This window comes from Lysobacter defluvii IMMIB APB-9 = DSM 18482, from assembly GCF_000423325.1.
GTDB lineage: Bacteria > Pseudomonadota > Gammaproteobacteria > Xanthomonadales > Xanthomonadaceae > Novilysobacter > Novilysobacter defluvii.
Genome location: NZ_AUHT01000006.1, coordinates 150,895 through 167,281, shown reverse-complemented (window position 1 = coordinate 167,281; position 16,387 = coordinate 150,895). Strand labels below are relative to the sequence as shown.

Annotated in this window: 10 protein-coding genes; 4 read left to right on the top strand and 6 right to left on the bottom strand. The window is 70.0% G+C overall.

The genetic code is table 11. From position 1 onward, the window contains the following. Window positions 1-15: 15 nt before the first annotated feature. Window positions 16-591, bottom strand: a complete 576-nt coding sequence (gene dcd / locus G545_RS0105220; protein WP_027069470.1) for a dCTP deaminase — start codon at window positions 589-591, stop codon at window positions 16-18. Window positions 592-724: 133 nt separating this feature from the next. Then, window positions 725-1,159, bottom strand: a complete 435-nt coding sequence (locus G545_RS0105215; protein WP_027069469.1) for a DUF2147 domain-containing protein — start codon at window positions 1,157-1,159, stop codon at window positions 725-727. A 188-nt stretch (window positions 1,160-1,347) separates the two neighbouring features. Between G545_RS0105215 and apbC the strand changes: the two genes are divergently transcribed. After that, window positions 1,348-2,409, top strand: a complete 1,062-nt coding sequence (apbC, locus tag G545_RS0105210; protein WP_081677738.1) for an iron-sulfur cluster carrier protein ApbC — start codon at window positions 1,348-1,350, stop codon at window positions 2,407-2,409. A gap of 96 nt (window positions 2,410-2,505) precedes the next feature. Here the strand turns inward: apbC and G545_RS0105205 are convergent, their stop codons facing one another. Beyond that, a complete protein-coding gene (locus G545_RS0105205; RefSeq protein WP_027069467.1) occupies window positions 2,506-5,421 on the bottom strand; it encodes a TonB-dependent receptor plug domain-containing protein in 2,916 nt (971 codons plus the stop codon). Between the two features lie 90 nt (window positions 5,422-5,511). Beyond that, complete coding sequence (locus tag G545_RS0105200; protein ID WP_027069466.1) at window positions 5,512-7,539, bottom strand: alpha/beta hydrolase family protein; 2,028 nt, start codon at window positions 7,537-7,539, stop codon at window positions 5,512-5,514. Between the two features lie 203 nt (window positions 7,540-7,742). On the opposite strand from G545_RS0105200, the gene G545_RS0105195 reads away from it, so the two are divergent. Then, window positions 7,743-9,185, top strand: a complete 1,443-nt coding sequence (locus G545_RS0105195; RefSeq protein ID WP_027069465.1) for an aldehyde dehydrogenase family protein — start codon at window positions 7,743-7,745, stop codon at window positions 9,183-9,185. On the opposite strand, the gene G545_RS13640 is transcribed toward G545_RS0105195, so the two are convergent. Further along, window positions 9,175-12,096 (bottom strand): EAL domain-containing protein, encoded by a 2,922-nt coding sequence (locus tag G545_RS13640; RefSeq protein ID WP_052106498.1) that lies wholly within the window; start codon window positions 12,094-12,096, stop codon window positions 9,175-9,177. The two genes, G545_RS0105195 and G545_RS13640, sit on opposite strands and share 11 nt — an antisense overlap. 138 nt (window positions 12,097-12,234) lie before the next feature. On the opposite strand from G545_RS13640, the gene G545_RS0105185 reads away from it, so the two are divergent. Continuing rightward, the gene (locus tag G545_RS0105185; RefSeq protein ID WP_027069464.1) at window positions 12,235-12,846 is read left to right on the top strand and encodes an IMPACT family protein; all 612 of its coding nucleotides are present in this window, start codon (window positions 12,235-12,237) and stop codon (window positions 12,844-12,846) included. 4 nt (window positions 12,847-12,850) lie between these two features. Beyond that, complete coding sequence (locus tag G545_RS13635; protein ID WP_081677737.1) at window positions 12,851-14,665, top strand: ABC transporter transmembrane domain-containing protein; 1,815 nt, start codon at window positions 12,851-12,853, stop codon at window positions 14,663-14,665. Window positions 14,666-14,683: 18 nt separating this feature from the next. On the opposite strand, the gene G545_RS0105175 is transcribed toward G545_RS13635, so the two are convergent. Further along, on the bottom strand, window positions 14,684-16,318 hold the full coding sequence (locus G545_RS0105175; protein ID WP_027069463.1) for an acyl-CoA dehydrogenase family protein: 1,635 nt from the start codon (window positions 16,316-16,318) through the stop codon (window positions 14,684-14,686). Window positions 16,319-16,387: the final 69 nt, after the last annotated feature.

Below are 16,387 nucleotides of genomic sequence, written 5' to 3'. Positions count from 1 at the left end.
CGCGGCGCGGGCCGGTCAGGTACGCGGCAGGGTGACCCCGGTCTGGCCTTGGTACTTGCCGCCGCGGTCGCGGTAGCTGGTCTCGCAGACGTCGTCGCTGGCCGCCTGGAGGAACAGCATCTGCGCGACGCCCTCGTTGGCGTAGATCCGCGCCGGCAGGGGCGTGGTGTTGGAGAACTCGAGGGTCACGTGGCCCTCCCACTCCGGCTCCAGCGGGGTGACGTTGACGATGATCCCGCAGCGCGCGTACGTGCTCTTGCCCAGGCAGATCACCAGCACGTCGCGCGGGATCCGGAAGTACTCGACCGTGCGCGCGAGTGCGAACGAGTTGGGCGGGATGATGCACTCGTCCCCGGTCACGCCGACGAAGCTCTTCGGGTCGAAGTTCTTCGGGTCGACGATCGTGGAGTTGATGTTGGTGAAGACCTTGAACTCGCGCGAGCAGCGCACGTCGTAGCCGTAGCTGGAGGTGCCATAGCTGACGATGCGGTGCCCGTCGACCTGCTTGACCTGCCCCGCCTCGTAGGGCTCGATCATGCCCTGCGGCCGATCGGACATGCGGCGGATCCAGCGGTCGGACTTGATGCTCATCGGCTTCCCCGTGGCGATGCTCGGGCGCGCGGCCGCGCACCCGTGGGCCGGCGATTGTAGGCCATCGCCCCCGCCAGCCGGAAACAGGACGGCCCGCACTCGGCGGGCCGTCGGTCACGCGATGCAGCGCGCCTCAGCGGCGCTGCCACTCCTGGGTGCGGCCCAGCAGCGAGAAGCCCATGAAGCCGCGCACCTCCAGCTTCTGGCCGTTGTCCGCGGTCGACATCTTGACCGAGTAGGTCTTGCCGCTGGCCGGGTCGAGGATCTTGCCGCCGCCCCACTCCCCGCCGCGGCCCTCGGTGACCCCCCAGATGATCTGCATCCCCTCGATCGGCTGGTCCTTCCGGTCCCCGGTGCACTTGCTGCAGACCGGGTTGGGTCCCTGCTCGGACTGCAGGACCTCCACGACGGTGCCGACCAGGCTGCCGTCGGCGGCCTCGCTGATCTCCACGACCGACTTGGGCTGGCCGGTCTCGTCGTCGATGGTGGTCCAGGTACCGACGGGCGACTGCTGGGCGAACGCGGCCATCGGCAGGGCCAGCAGCAGGGCAAACAGGATCTTGCGCATTTCTCGCCTCCGTTGAAGTTGCCGCCGGCGGGTCGGCGACCCGGAGCGGTTCGCGCAGTTATAACTGATCCGCCGGAGATGCGCGCAGGTCGCGGTGCCCCGGGGCGGGCGCCCTGCTGACCTGGGTCAGGCACGGGGCCGCCCGGAGTTGCGACAATGGCCGGCCCCACCCCACGAGCGCGACCACCATGAGCGACCTGCAGGAGCGCATCGGCGCCCTCCCGATTCCCGGTACCGACGTCACCCTGGCGCAGTCACAGGCGCGGATCCGGGCCGCCGTGAGCGATGGCAACGCGGCCGTTTCCCTCCAGGTCGGGGTGCCGCTTGCCGGCATCCGCCAGGACCTGGAGGCGGCAGTCGCCGGCGAAGCCGCGCAGGCCGGCCTGCAGCTGGGCCGGCTCGAACTGCTCCAGCGCATCGTTCCCCACGCGGTGCAGCCGAATGTCCAGCCACTTCCGAACGTGCGCAACATCATCGCCGTGGGCTCGGGCAAGGGCGGGGTCGGCAAGTCCACCGCCGCGGTGAACGTCGCCCTGGCACTTGCCCGCGACGGGGCGGCCGTGGGGGTGCTCGACGCCGACGTGTACGGCCCCAGCGTGCCGATGATGCTGGGACTGGAAGGCCGGCCCGAGAGCCCCGACGGCAAGTCGATCGAGCCGATGCGCGCCCACGGCATGGAAGCGATGTCGATTGGCCTTCTCGTCGACCAGGACACGCCGATGATCTGGCGCGGGCCAATGGCGACCGGCGCGCTGACCCAGCTGCTCAACGACACCCGCTGGGGCGACCTGGACTACCTGGTCGTGGACCTGCCGCCGGGCACCGGCGACATCCAGTTGACGATGGCGCAGAAGATCCCCGTCGCCGGCGCGGTCATCGTCACCACGCCACAGGACATCGCGACGCTGGATGCGCGCAAGGCGCTGAAGATGTTCGAGAAGGTCCAGGTCCCGGTGCTCGGCCTGGTCGAGAACATGGCCGTCCACACCTGCAGCAACTGCGGCCATGCAGAACATGTCTTCGGCAGCGGCGGCGCCCGGAAGATGGCCGAGGCGTACGGCGTGCCCATGCTGGGCAGCCTTCCGCTGGAAGTGGCCATCCGTGAACACGGCGACGCCGGGACGCCGGTGGTGGGAGCACGGCCGGACAGCGACGCCGCCGGCGCCTACCGCGCAGCCGCACGCCGCCTGGCTGCCCTGCTCGCCGCACGCCCGCGGATTGCGCCGTCGATCTCGGCAGCGCTGTTGTAACGACTCCAGGCAACCCAATGCGGCCTGTGCGCCGAGCGCACAAAAAAAGAAGGCGGCGCTGGTGCGCCGCCTTCCACTACCACTGCTTTCGACCGGTCAGAACTTGAAGGTCACCCGCGCGAACGCGGTGCGGCCATACAGGTCGTACTGGGTCGCGAAGGCCGGGATGTTGCCGTAGCGGGTGGCAACACCGTCGGACACTTCTGCCGGCGACTTGTCGAACAGGTTGCGCACGCCCACCAGCAGCGACCAGTCACCCTGGTCATAACGCACCGAGGCGCTGTGGTAGATGCGGCTCTCCGCCCAGATGTCGCGGTACGCGTTCTGGTAGCCGAAGTAGGTGTACGTCGGATCCAGGTCCAGGTTCTCGGTACCACCGACGTAGTCGACGCCCCACATGTACGTCAGGTCGTTGCGCTCCAGCGAGGTGGTCAGGGCGCCCACCAGCTCCGGACGGCCGATGCGCCCGACCAGGTCGGCGGACGAATAGCCGCTGGCCTCGGCCGTGTCGAACAGCTCCTCGATGTCCTCGATGGTGTAGGTCACCTGGCCTTCCACCGACAGGCGGCCGAACGAGAAGTCCTCGTCGTAGTTCACCGTCAGGTCATAACCGCGGACCTTCTGGCGGTTGACGTTGATGTACTGGCTGCGGATCTGCTCGATCTTGAACGGGTCGGTCGGGTGGTCGCCCGGGTTCCGGTCGAACAGGTCGCAGAAGTTGTTCGGGAAGACCGCCGACCCGTAGCAGCCACTGATGATCGCGCCTGCGGTGAGGTTCGCGATCTGCTCGCGGATCTCGTAGTCGAAGTAGTCAACCGCGACGCTGACCGGCGCGAAGGACGGCGTGAACACGATGCCCGCGGTGAACGCGGTGGAGGTTTCCGGCTCCAGCACGCCCGCACCACCGCCCGAGACCACGGTGGCCGACGAGGAACCGGCGGCGCTGTAATCGTCGGGAATACCGATGGCGGCACAGTTCGCGCGCAGGAAGTCGTTGTTGCTCTCACCCCACAGGATGCACGGATCCACCGCCAGCTGGGACTGGAAGCCGGTCTGGTCGCCCAGGTACAGCTCGTACAGGCCCGGGGCCCGGAACGAGGTGCCCTTGGTGGCACGCACGCGCAGGGTCGGGTTGATCTGCCAGTTCATGCCCAGCTTCCAGACGTTGTCCGAACCGTCGATGGAGTCGTACTCGAACACACGGGCCGAGCCGTTGACCGTCAGCGATTCGAAGCCGGTCACGCCGGACAGCAGCGGGACCTCGATCTCGCCGACGATCTCGCGGACGCTGTCGTCGCCCTTGGTCTGCTGTGCGGAGGAGGAGCCCCAGAGGTCACCGCCGGTCGACAGCGCGGAGGGCTGGTCGTCGATGCTGTAGCGGCGGTACTCGACGCCGATGGCCGCGCCTACCGCGCCGGCCGGCATCTGGAACAGCTCGCCGGTGGCGAAGGCGTTCAGGACCGCCTGGTCGTACACGGTCTCGCCGGTGTGCCACTCGCCCAGCGCAGCGACCAGTTCGTCCATCCGCTCGCCGCTCAGGAAGCCCGGGTCGAAGTAGTCCAGGGTCGGGGCGGTATCGGAGTACTGCCAATCACCGGTGCGGCTGGCGACGATGCCGAGGTTGCTGTACTCGCCCTCGGAGCGCGAGTAGTTGGCATTGACTTCCCAGGCCCAGGTGTCGGTCGAGTTGAAAAGCCCGTCCAGCTTGGTGGCGCCGTAGAAGTAGTCGACCGTGACGTCCGTGTCGGAACGGAACGGCATGACCGGCTGCGCGATGCCCGACTCGACCGGGGCGGAGAACTCCGGCGAGTTCGCGTACTGGTAGGCCGGAATGACCGCAGTCGCGCCGCCGATCAGCGGGAAGAACTGGCGGAACCCGCGGTTCTCGGTCTCGCGGCGGTTCACCAGCCACTGGGTCTTCCAGTTGAACGCGTCGAAGCCGAAGTCGGTCGCGGCATAGACGCTCATGATCTCCTGGCGATCGATGATGTTCTCCTGGTCGGAGAACGGGAAGTTCAGCTGGTCCTCGTACCAGGCGGCGCCATCGACGTCGTAGCGACCGCTGTAACGCGGGCGGTAGCCGGGAATCATCCCGACGGTGCTCCCGTCCGGCGAAGGGATGTAGCGGGTGCCGTAGCCGGCGTCGATCACGGTGTTTGCGTACAGGTTCCCGGTGGAGCAGCCACCCAGGCTGGTGCCGCCGATGATCGAACGATCCTCGCGATCGAGCCGGTTGCCATTCTCGTCCCATGCCATGTCCTGCCCGCAGCGCAGGAAGTCGCGGTCGCCCAGCTTCAGCGCCTCGTGCACGTACCACTCACCGGCCAGCACGACGCTGCCGTTGTCGAAGTCCCAGCCGTTGGCGCCCGACACGCTGTAGACCTCGCCGCCACCGTCGAGGGGGGCGCGCATGTTGAAGGTCAGTTCCGGGCGGTCGACGTTCTTGCGGGTGATGATGTTGACCACGCCGGCGACGGCGTCGGAGCCGTAGATGGACGACGAGCCGTCCTTCACGATCTCGGCGCGCTGGATGATCGAAGTCGGAAGCACGTTCAGGTCGAACGCGCCGACCTGGCCGCGGGTGCCTGCGGGGCCGGGACGCTGCCCGTCCAGCAGCACCAGGGTGCGGTTCGCACCCATGCCGCGCAGCGACAGGGTCTGCACGCCGGTGCCGCCCTCGACCACGAACCCGCCGAACTGGTGGTTGATCTGGGTCGAACCTGCCGCGACGCTCGACTTCTGCAGGAACTCGGCCGCGTTGACCTGTCCCATCGAGATGTTGGTGTCGGCGGTGATGACCTGGATCGGCGAGGTGGTTTCGTACTCGGTACGGCGCAGCAGCGAACCGGTGACCGTGATCTTGTCCAGCTGGACGGCATCGGCCTCGGTCTGCTGGTCCTCTTCGGCCGGCGCGGCGGTGGTGTCCTGCGCGAACGCGGCACCGGTGTACAGGCACGCGATCACCGCGGCGGTAAGCGGCACGCGCCGGAACTTGCTGTTTCGATTCGACATCTAATATCCCCTGCTGTTTCGTTACGCTGCGGTTAATAAATTGTAGATATACCGTCCAGCGGGTTGCAAAGAATGTGACCGGGTTGGCTGTTACAGGCCGCCCGGGCCACAGTCGTTGGCCAGGAAGTCCTCGATCAGGCCCAAGGTGGCCTCCTGGTGCCTCGGGTACCACGGCATGCTGTGCGGCATGTCCGGGATCAACTCGAACTTCGCGGGCACGGTATTGCGCACCGCGTTGTAGAAGTCCCTCGCGTGGAAGGACGGGGTGCGCACGTCACGGTCGCCCACGTACAGGAGGACCGGGATGTTGGCCTTCGCGGTTTCCCGCATCGGGTCCATCCCCTTGACCGTGCGTCCCTGCATGATCCTTTGCAGGCGATTGCTGCTCCAGGTGGTGCCCAGCCGGCCAAGGTCCGTCACCGGGGCCCCCGAAATCGCACACTGGTACGGGGAGTCGGGGCGGACCACCGCGGCAGCCGCCGCGAACCCGCCGTAGGAGTAGCCGAAGATCGCCAGCCGGTCCGGATCCGCGATGCCCTGCTCGACCAGCCAGGCGGCGCCGTCGTCCTTGTCGTCCTGCATGGCGAGGCCCCACTGCGCATCGCCGGCGATCCACAGGTCGCGGCCCAGGCCGGAGGAACCCCGGTACTGCGGGCGCAGCACCGCGTAGCCGCGCGAGGTAAGGAACGGGACCCAGCCGGAAGCATCCCAGCCGCCCATGTCGCGGGACCACGGTCCTCCATGCGGGTGGATGATCGCGGGGAGCGCGGGGTCGCCCTGCTTCCAGCCGGCGGGGAGGTCCAGCAACGCGGGAATGGTGCGGCCGTCGCGGGCGGTGTAGGTCACCCACTTCTGCTCGCCGATCGCCTCGGGGTCGATCCAGGGCCGCGAAGCTCCCAGGGGGACCAGGCGCGTCCGGTCGAACAGGAGGTGGTAGGACGGTGCGTGGCGGTTGTCGGATACGCTGAACAGCACCGTCGACAGGCCGTCGGTGTAGTCCATGATCCCGACGTTCATGCCCGCGAACGTCGACTTGAGGCCGTCGTGGATGGCCTTCATCTCGGGATCGACGTAGACCTGCTCGTTCACCGGGCCGGCCACGGTGAACCCAAGCACGCGGTTGAAGTTGGACGGTTGCGAGCCGAGGATCACGCTGCCGATGTCGAACTCGGGATGCGCCACCAGCGGCTCGTCGTCGAACGTGCGGGTCCGCGGGTCGTACATCCGCGCCTGGACGCGGTCCGAGAACCGGTCGGTCAGCACGTACATTTTCCCGGACTGCTCGTCGACCCCGCTGATGGCCACCGTGTGGCGCTCGCTCAGCCGGCTCGTGAGGGGATCGTGCTTCTCGAAGGCGCCCGTGTCGGGGTTCCGGACCTGTACCTGGATCTCGTATTCGTCGGCGCCGGCGGACTCGATCTGGGTACGGACAACCAGTTCGCCCGTACGGGGGTCGAACAGCGCCGGGTTCGCGCGCCCGCCCCCGCGGAACAGCAGCTCGGTCTCGCCGGTGCGGAGGTTGTACAGGTAGTAGTTGGAGGAAAAGCTGAGCTCGTTCAGCTGGGCGATGATGACGCGCTCGGGATCCAGCGGCAGGTCGTGGACCAGCTCGGAGGTACCGGCGAGCTCGAGGCAACGCTGCGTCTGCTGGCTGATGCCGAGCTTGCGCGTGTTGTCGGCGAATGCCTCTTTGAAGTCATCGTGGCTGGAGTCGGTCAGGTACGTCTTGGTGACGAAGGTCTTGGTCGCGCCGGAAACGCTGCCCTCTCCGCAGCCACCCAGCTGGCCGGTCCACTCCTGGCGGCCGAGCACGAGCAGCTTCCCGGCCTTCAGCGCGCTCGCGTAGATGAACTTCATGCGGTCGCCCGAGGGGGTGATCGTCGGCCCGGCGTCGAGGTCTTCGACGTCCCAGGTCGCCAGCGCCGTTTCCCGGTTGTCGCTGCCGGGCAGCGCGATGATGGCCGCGAGGTGCTTGCCGTCGGCACTCAGCGACGGGGACTGGAGGTCCGGTACCTTTGCGATGTCTTCGATGGCGATCGGCTCGGCCGCACCGGCCACGCCTGCAAGCATCATCAGTCCACACGCTTGCAGCGCGCGGCGGACAAGGGGTTTCTTCATCCCGTACGGACTCCTTGAGGGCTTTTGTCTGGCTTTGGCCGGTGCCGATGACGTTGCGCGTGCGGGCCGGCACCTCACTGAACGTTAACAGAACATCAACGGAAATTGTCGAATTCGTGACCTGGAACAACCTGAATAGGCGATGACCATCCGCGGACGACGGCCCTGCCAGACTGTCGGCATCCTTCGAAGGACCCTCCCCCATGGCTCCCTTGCGAAACGACTGGCCTTACTACATTGCGGGTCTACCCCGCCCTTCCTCCACGACACTGGAGGTCCGCGACAAGTTCACCGGCGAGTGCGCCGCGCGCGTCGCATTCGCGGATGCGGACGCCGTGGACCAGGCCATCAGCGCCGCATGGGACGCCCGGCCGGCCATGGCGGCATTCCCGCCGGATGCACGCCGCGACGTGCTCGAGCACTGCGCCGCCCGTTTCACCGAGCGCCGTGAGGAGCTTGCCCACGCGCTGTGCGTCGAGGCCGGCAAGCCGATCCGGGATGCGCGCGGCGAGGTGGACCGCCTGGTCGACACCTTCCGCATCGCCGCCGGCGAGGCAACGCGGATCGGGGGCGAGGTGCTCGAACTGCAGCTGTCGGAGCGCACCCGCGGCTATCGCGGCATGACCCGCCGCGTGCCCGTGGGCGTGTGCAGTTTCATCACCCCTTTCAACTTCCCGCTCAACCTGGTCGCGCACAAGGTCGCCCCGGCGATCGCGGCGGGCTCCCCGTTCGTGCTCAAGCCGGCAGCCAAGACGCCGCTGGGCGCGCTGATCATCGGCGAGGTGCTCGCGGAAACCGACCTGCCCCCCGGCGCGTTCTCGATCCTGCCGTGTTCCAACGAGGACGCGGCGGCGCTGGTGGAAGACGAGCGGATCGCGCTCTTCAGCTTCACCGGCGGCGAGGTCGGCTGGGAGCTCAAGTCGCGCGCCGGCCGCAAGAAGGTGGTGCTGGAGCTGGGAGGCAACGCGGCCTGCATCGTCGACGCCGACCCGGGGCGCGGCCTCGACGACGTGGTCTCGCGCCTGGTCAGCGGCGCCTACTACCAGTCCGGCCAGAGTTGCATCAGCGTGCAGCGGATCCTGGCCCACTCCTCCGTCTACGGGGAGCTTCGGGAGCGCCTGGGCGCCGCCGTCGACAAGCTCGTGGCCGGGGATCCGCACCGGGAGGAGACCTTCATCGGGCCGATGATCGACGAGGACGCCGCGTGCCGCGTGGAGGAATGGGTGGCCGAGGCCCTGGACGGCGGCGCCACCGCGATCGTGCGCCCCCGGCGGGACGGCAACCTGCTCACCCCCGGCCTGCTCGAGGGCGTCCCCCGCGACGCCCGACTCTACCGCGACGAAGTGTTCGGCCCGGTCGCGCTGATGGAGCCGTTCGACGACTTCGACGACGCCCTGGCGCGGGTCAACGACAGCCGCTTCGGCCTGCAGGCCGGCGTGTTCACCGGCAGTCTGGACCACGCCATGCGGGCGTGGGACACGCTGGAAGTCGGCGGCGTGGTGGTCGGCGACGTGCCCAGCTTCCGCGTCGACAACATGCCCTACGGCGGCGTCAAGGCATCCGGCCTGGGCCGCGAGGGCGTGCGCAGCGCGATCGAGGACATGACCGAGCCGAGGCTGCTGGTGATCCGGGACCTCACGCGCTGACCGCGTCCGCCCTGGAGGCCATCGCCTCCGCCGGCCGGCCCAGCAGGTAGCCCTGGCCGTAGCCGCAGCCCAGTTCGAGAAGGGCCTCGAGCTGCTCCGGCGTCTCGACGCCCTCGCCCACGGTATGGATGCCCAGCGTGCCCGCCAATGCCTGGATCGCCCGGACCACCGCGATGCTCTCGTGGCGGTTGGGGCCGATCAGTCCGGCCACGAAGCTCTGGTCGATCTTCAGGCACTCGATCGGGAACCGGTGCAGGTAGGACAGCGCCGAGTAGCCGGTGCCGAAGTCGTCGAGCTGCGCCATGACCCCGTGCTCGCGCAGCACCGACAGGGTATGCACCGCCCGCGGCGCGTCGTCCAGCAGCGCGACCTCGGTGATCTCGATGCGCAGCCTGGAGGGATCGGCGCCCGCCGTATGCACCAGCCGCAGCAGGCGGTCGGCGAAGTCCGGTGAGCGGAAGTGACGGGGCGAGACGTTGACCGAGATGTAGCCGGTGCCGACGGTGGACAGGCGGCTGATCACCTGCGCGTACATCAGCCAGTCCACTTCCTCGATCAGGCCGCTGTCCTCGCCCAGGCCGATGAACTCGCCCGGGCTCAGCAGGCCGCGGGTCGGGTGGCGCCAGCGCAGCAGGGCCTCGTGGCCGATCACCTCGCCGTCGGACAGGCGCACGATCGGCTGGTAGAAGGGCACGAAGCTGTCGGAGTTGATCGCCCGGCGCAGGTCGGCCTCCAGGTCGAGGATGCGCATCGCCTCCTCGCGCATGTCCTCGTCGAACACCGCACAGCGGTCGCGCCCGGCCGCCTTGGCCCGGTACATGGCGGCGTCCGCGTCGCGCAGGAGCTCGGCCCCGCTGCGGTAGCGCGGATGCCACATGGCGATGCCGAGGCTCGCGGAGGGGAATACCTCGCGGCCCGCGACCCAGCACGGCCGGCCCAGCGCGATCAGTACGCGCTGCGCGAGTTCCTCGGCCATCTCCAGCCCGTCGATGCCCTCGACCAGGATGGCGAACTCGTCCCCGCCCAGGCGCGCCACGGTGTCCCCCTCACGCATCGCGCCGACGATGCGGCGGCCGGCCTCGACCAGCAGCTCGTCGCCGGCGGAGTGGCCGACGCTGTCGTTGACCAGCTTGAAGCGGTCCAGGTCCAGGAACAGGACCGCGAAGCCGGGTGCCGGCTTGCCACCCGCGGCCAGGCGGGCGCTGCGCGCCACGGTGATCGCCTCGGTCAGCCGGTCCAGCAGTTGCTGGCGATTGGGCAGGCCGGTCAGGGCGTCGTGGCGGGCCTGGTGGGTCAGGCGCTGCTCGGCGCGCAGGCGCTCGCCGATCTGCTCGAGCAGCTCGGCATTCGCGCGCGCCAGCTCGCCGGTGCGCTCCTCCACCCGGTGCTCCAGCTTGGCGTGCGCGGCGACCAGGCGGTCCTGGGACTGCTTGCGCATCAGCCCGATGCCGATGTGGTGGGCGACGAAGGTCAGCAGCTCCTGGTCGCGGCGGGTGAAGCTGATCGCCGGGGAATAGCTCTGCACCGCGATCACGCCCACCACGGCCTCCTCGCGGTAGAGCGGCACGCCCAGCCAGCAATGGGACAGCGTGCCATGGCTGCGGACCAGGCCGGCGTCCTCGAGCTCCTGGATCCTGCGCCGGTCGGCCAGGATCGGCGCACCCGTGGACAGCACGTACTCGGTCATGCCGGCGCCCAGCCGGCGCGAATCGCGGCGCGCATCGCGCTCGTCGATCGAATACGGGAACTCCAGGTGCTCGCCGTCCTGCGAACGCACGGCGATGTAGAAGTTGCGCGCGTACAGGAGCTCGCCGACGACGTCGTGCACCTGGGCGTAGAAGCGCTCCAGCGTCTCGGAAGTGATCGAGAGCTCGGCGATGCGGAACAGCGCGCGTTGCAGGCGCTCGCCGCGCTGGCGCTCGACGATCTCCGCCTGCAGGTCGCGGTTGCTCTGCTGCAAGGCCTGGGTACGCTCCTCGACCCGGCGCTCGAGCTCCTCGCGCGCCTGGTGGCGGTCCAGCGCGGTCAGGATGTGCTGGGCGACGAAGGCGAGCAGCGCGCGCTCCTCCGGGCCGTAGCTGTCGGCCCGGTCGTAGCTCTGCACCACGACCGCGCCGCAGACCCGCTCGTCCCGGCGCATCGGCACGCCCAGCCAGTCGTGGCTGTCGGGGCCGTTCGCTGCGTCGGCCGGCACTCCGAGCTGCTCGCGCACGAGCGCGGCCGGGCCCTGCGCCGGCTCGCCCCGGCGCAACAGCGCCAGGGTCAGGCTGTTCGGGTTGTCGGCGCCGCGGATCACGTAGTCCGGATCAGCGATGAACGGATCGATCCGGTCGGCGAAGTACAGGAAGCGGTACGAGTCCTCCACGTCGTCGTACAGGGCGATGTAGAAGTTCTCGGCATACATCAGCCCGGCCACGACCTGGTGGATGCGCTCGAGCATCTCTTCCAGCTCCAGGTCGGACCCGGCCAGGTCCGCGATCCCGTACAGCGCCTGTTGCAGGCGCTCGGACTTCTCCAGCGCGCGGACGCGCAGCCGCAGGCGGTGCAGCCCGGCCGCGTCCTCCAGCATGCCGGTGCCCAGGACACGCCAGGCGTGTTGGGCGGCGGGATCCAGCGCGGCCTGCGTCTCGGCCACCACGGCGACCGCGGAGTCCCCGGGCCCCTGCCAGTGCAGCGCCATCCGCCCCGGGTCGGCCTCCACGGCCGCCAGGCTGGAAGGATCGTCGAGCACGCCGCCAGCCAGCGCGGCGAGCGGAGCCGGGGCGCCCTCGCTGGCCACGACCTCGCGCGCGCCCCCATCCAGCCAGCACACGGCGATGTGCGAGCCGGATGGCAAGGCGTCCTGCAGCCGCTTCGCAAGCGAGGCCCCAACCTCGCCCGGCGCCATGGGCCTGCCGGGTTTCCCCTCCATTCCCCTCATCCAACGTCGATCCATCAGTGGACCGGCAGCATAACCGGATCAGCGCCGGCTGGCGGCACGCGATGCTTGCCAGCCGGGTCCCAGGCCCTACCCTGCCCGGATGCGCACTCCGAACACAGCCCGAAGCCCATGAGCCGCCAGACCCTGCAAGGCGAGGCCAGCCACGAACTGGTGGTCAAGCACAGCCGGTTCCTGGCACTGGCCGGGCCGGCCGGCAACCCGGAGGCCGCGGCGGAGTTCATCGCGCGCGTCTCGACCGCCGACGCCACCCACAACTGCTGGGCCTGGCGGATCGGGGGGCTGTACCGCTCCAGCGACGATGGCGAGCCCGCCGGGACCGCCGGCCGGCCGATCCTCGCCGCGATCGATGGCCAGGGCCTGGACGAGGTGGTGGTGGTGGTCACCCGCTGGTACGGGGGGATCAAGCTGGGCGCCGGAGGCCTCGTGCGCGCCTACGGAGGCTGCGCCGCCGAATGCCTGCGCACGGCCCCGCGCCGCACGCTCATCGAGTACGTCCACCTGCGGCTGGCGTACCCCTTCGAACACACCGGCGCGGTGCACGGGGCGCTCGCACAGCACGGGGCCGACAAGCTGTCCGAGGATTTCGCGGCCGATGGCGGGAGTCTGCTGCTGAGAGTGCCGGCGGACGCGGCCGGCCCGCTGCGACTGCAACTGCGCGACTCCACGCGCGGGGAGGTCCGCGTCTCCGATGCACCGGACGACGCCGATGACGGACAATAGCCGGATGAATGCCGCCTCCCCCGCGCCCGGAAGCGCACGTCCCGACCCGGCCCCCGGCGGGAGCCCCGGAACAACCGGCAAGGCGCCTATCGGCAGCCTCAAGACGCTCTGGCCCTTCGTCCGGCGCCACCGGGGTCTGTTCACCGCCTGGCTGGTCGCCCTGGCGGCCTCTTCCACCGCGACCCTGACCCTGCCGCACGCGTTCCGGATCATGATCGACCAGGGCTTCGCGCAGGGCGGTGGGGGCGCCATCGACCGGGCCTTCATGCTGCTCTTCGCGGTTGCGGTGGCCCTTGCGCTGGCGACCGCGGCGCGCTTCTTCTTCGTTTCCCTGCTCGGCGAGCGGGTGGTCGCGGACCTGCGCGGGCAGCTGTACGCACACCTGGTCTCGCTGGATGCGGGCTTCTTCGATCGCACCCGCAGCGGCGAGCTGGTCTCCCGGCTCACCGCCGACGCCGAGCTGCTGCGCGGGGTGATCGCCACCAGCATGTCGGTGGCGCTGCGCAGCGCGGTGACCTTCCTGGGCGGCATCGCGATGCTGTTCGTGACCGCACCGCACCTGGCCGCCTACACGCTCGTCGGGATCCCGCTGGCGGTGGTGCCGATCGTGATCGGCGGGCGCCGGCTGCAGAAGATCTCGCGCTCGGCCCAGGACCGGGTGGCCGATGCCAACGCGCTCGCCAACGAAACCCTGGGCGCGGTGCGCACGGTGCAGGCGCACGCGCGCGAGCCCTACGAGCTGGGCCGCTTCGGCGAGGCGCTGAAGGTCGCGGTGGCGACCGCGCGCCGGCGCATCCAGGCCCAGGCCTGGGTGACGGCGATCGCCATCGTGCTGGTGTTCGGCGCCATCACCCTGGTGCTGTGGTCGGGCGCCCACGACGTCGCCGACGGCCGCATGAGCGCGGGCACCCTGGCCCAGTTCGTCCTGTACGCGCTGATCGCCGGTGGCTCGGTCGGGGCGCTGGCCGAGGTCTGGAACGAGCTGCAGCGCGCCGCCGGTGGCATGGGGCGCATCTCCGAGCTGCTGGTGGAGCAACCCGCGATCCGGGAACCCGCCCACCCGGTGGCCCTGCCCCGGCCGGTCCGCGGCGAGATCACTTTCGACGGGGTGACCTTCCACTACCCCATGCGCCCCGACCTGCCGGCGCTGGACGGATTCGACCTGCGCGTGCGGCCGGGCGAGACCGTGGCGCTGGTGGGTCCCTCCGGTGCCGGCAAGAGCACGGTGTTCTCCCTGCTCCTGCGGTTCCACGACCCGGAGTCGGGGATCGTGTCGGTGGACGGGCACGACATCCGCTCGCTGCCGCTGGCGGGGCTGCGCGGGGCCATCGGGCTGGTGCCACAACAGCCGGTGATCTTCGCCGCCAGCGCCCGCGACAACATCCGCTACGGGCGGCTTGAGGCCTCCGACGCGGAGCTGCAGGCGGCGGTCGCCGCCGCCCACTCCACCGACTTCCTCGAGGCACTGCCGGAAGGGCTCGACACGGAGCTGGGCGAGCGGGGCGCGCGGCTGTCCGGTGGCCAGCAGCAGCGCATCGCGATCGCCCGCGCCCTGCTCAAGGACGCGCCGATCCTGCTGCTCGACGAGGCCACCAGCGCGCTGGATGCGCAGAGCGAGCGCGCCGTGCAACAGGCGCTGGAGACGCTGATGGAGGGTCGCACCACGCTGGTGGTGGCGCACCGGCTGGCGACCGTGCTCAAGGCCGACCGGATCGTGGTGATGGACCACGGGCGGATCGTCGCCGAGGGCACCCACGAGGAGTTGCTGGCCCAGGGTGGGCTCTACGCCGAGCTGGCACGGCTGCAGTTCCTGGACTGACGCGCCAGACGCCCCCGGTCAGTCCGGGAGCGCCCGGGCGAGCAGTTCCTCCAGCGGCAATCCGTCCGGCAACGTGCCCATGGCCAGCCCGTGCTCGCCGTCCAGCCGGCTGCGGCAGAACGCATCCGCCGCCGGACTGCCGCATCGCAGCAGCAGGCTCGCCTGCAGGGCGAGGGCAAGCTGCTCCACCAGACGCCGTGCACCCGCCTCGCTCGCTCCCGCGAGGAGGGCCGGCAGCGCCGCGGCAGCCCGGTCCAGCGCCGGATGAAGGCCACGGGCGGCGCCGATCTCCGCGAGCAGCGCGTCGGCGGTCGCGGGCTCCTTCGCCAGCGCGCGCAGCACGTCCAGGCACTGGACGTTGCCGCTGCCTTCCCAGATGGAGTTGAGCGGCGCCTGCCGGTACAGCCGCGCCAGCAGCGATTCCTCGACGTAACCGTTGCCGCCAAGGCACTCCTGTGCCTCGTTGACGAAGGCGGGCGCGCGGCGGCACAGCCAGTACTTGCCGGTCGCGGTGGCGATGCGGGCGAGCGCGGCCTCGGCCGGATCCCGCGGCGCGGCGTCGACCGCACGGGCAATGCGCATCGCCAGCACGGTTGCTGCCTCGGACTCGATCGCGAGGTCGGCCAGCACGTTGCGCATCAGTGGCTGCTCCACCAGCGGCCGGCCGAACGCACTGCGATGACGACAATGGTGGAGCGCCTGCGCCTGCGCCATCCGCATCTGCGCGGCGGCGCCGAGCATGCAGTCCAGCCGCGTCAGCATGACCATCTCCAGGATGGTCGCCACGCCCCGGCCCTCTTCCCCCACTCGCCAGGCAAGCGCGCCCTGGAATTCGACCTCCGAGGACGCGTTCGACCAGTCGCCGACCTTGTCCTTGAGCCGCTGCAGGTGGAAGGCGTTCCGCGACCCGTCCTCCAGCAGCCGCGGCATCAGGAAGCAGGTCAGGCCGCCCGGGGCCTGGGCGAGCACCAGGAAGCCGTCGCTCATCGGCGCCGAGAAGAACCATTTGTGGCCCACCAGGCGCCAGGCGGTCCCGTCCGGCGTCGCACGCGTGGTGTTGGCGCGCACGTCGCTGCCGCCCTGCTTCTCGGTCATCCCCATGCCGACGGTGATGCCGGCCTTCTCCATTGCCGGGACTTCGCGCGGGTCGTAGTGGGGCGCGGCGGCGCGTTCCGCCCACCCGGCCAGTGCCGGCTCGCGCCGCAGCACCGGCACGGCGGCATGGGTCATGGTCAGCGGACAGCTGGTACCCGGCTCGACCTGGTGGTGCAGGTAGCTCAGGGCCGCCCGGGCCACGTGGGCACCGGGGCCGCCGTCGCGCCAGGACAGGCCCGCCACCCCGTGGGTGACGGCCGCGTCCATCAGCGCGTGGTAGTTCGGATGGAAGGCGACGCGGTCGACCCGCCGGCCGCTGCCGTCGTGGGTGCACAGGCGCGGCCGGTCCCGATGGGCATCGAAGGAGAGCTCCAGCAGCCGGCCGCCGGCCAAGGTGCCGTAGCGCGCGACGTGCTCCACGAGCCGCCCGCCACCCTCCCGTTCGAGGCTCTCGCGCAACACGCGGTCATCGTGCCAAAGGTCGCGCGGCGCGAACGGTGGCGGCTGGTTGCCGACTTCGTGGGTCCGGAAGCGTTCGGGGCGTGGAGCGGTGTCCATCGCGGGGGCTCGGTGTGGATCCGCCCCGAATCTAGCGCACAACGCAAAAGGCCCCGCTCTTGCGGGGCC

Bases quoted from the DNA above. Each gene is read 5' to 3' on its own strand.
- G545_RS0105195 (WP_027069465.1), top strand. From the start codon at position 7,743: ATGGCTCCCTTGCGAAACGACTGGCCTTACTACATTGCGGGTCTACCC.
- G545_RS0105205 (WP_027069467.1), bottom strand. From the start codon at position 5,421: ATGTCGAATCGAAACAGCAAGTTCCGGCGCGTGCCGCTTACCGCCGCG.
- G545_RS0105215 (WP_027069469.1), bottom strand. From the start codon at position 1,159: ATGCGCAAGATCCTGTTTGCCCTGCTGCTGGCCCTGCCGATGGCCGCG.
- G545_RS13635 (WP_081677737.1), top strand. From the start codon at position 12,851: ATGAATGCCGCCTCCCCCGCGCCCGGAAGCGCACGTCCCGACCCGGCC.
- G545_RS0105175 (WP_027069463.1), bottom strand. From the start codon at position 16,318: ATGGACACCGCTCCACGCCCCGAACGCTTCCGGACCCACGAAGTCGGC.
- apbC (WP_081677738.1), top strand. From the start codon at position 1,348: ATGAGCGACCTGCAGGAGCGCATCGGCGCCCTCCCGATTCCCGGTACC.
- G545_RS0105200 (WP_027069466.1), bottom strand. From the start codon at position 7,539: ATGAAGAAACCCCTTGTCCGCCGCGCGCTGCAAGCGTGTGGACTGATG.
- dcd (WP_027069470.1), bottom strand. From the start codon at position 591: ATGAGCATCAAGTCCGACCGCTGGATCCGCCGCATGTCCGATCGGCCG.
- G545_RS0105185 (WP_027069464.1), top strand. From the start codon at position 12,235: ATGAGCCGCCAGACCCTGCAAGGCGAGGCCAGCCACGAACTGGTGGTC.
- G545_RS13640 (WP_052106498.1), bottom strand. From the start codon at position 12,096: ATGGAGGGGAAACCCGGCAGGCCCATGGCGCCGGGCGAGGTTGGGGCC.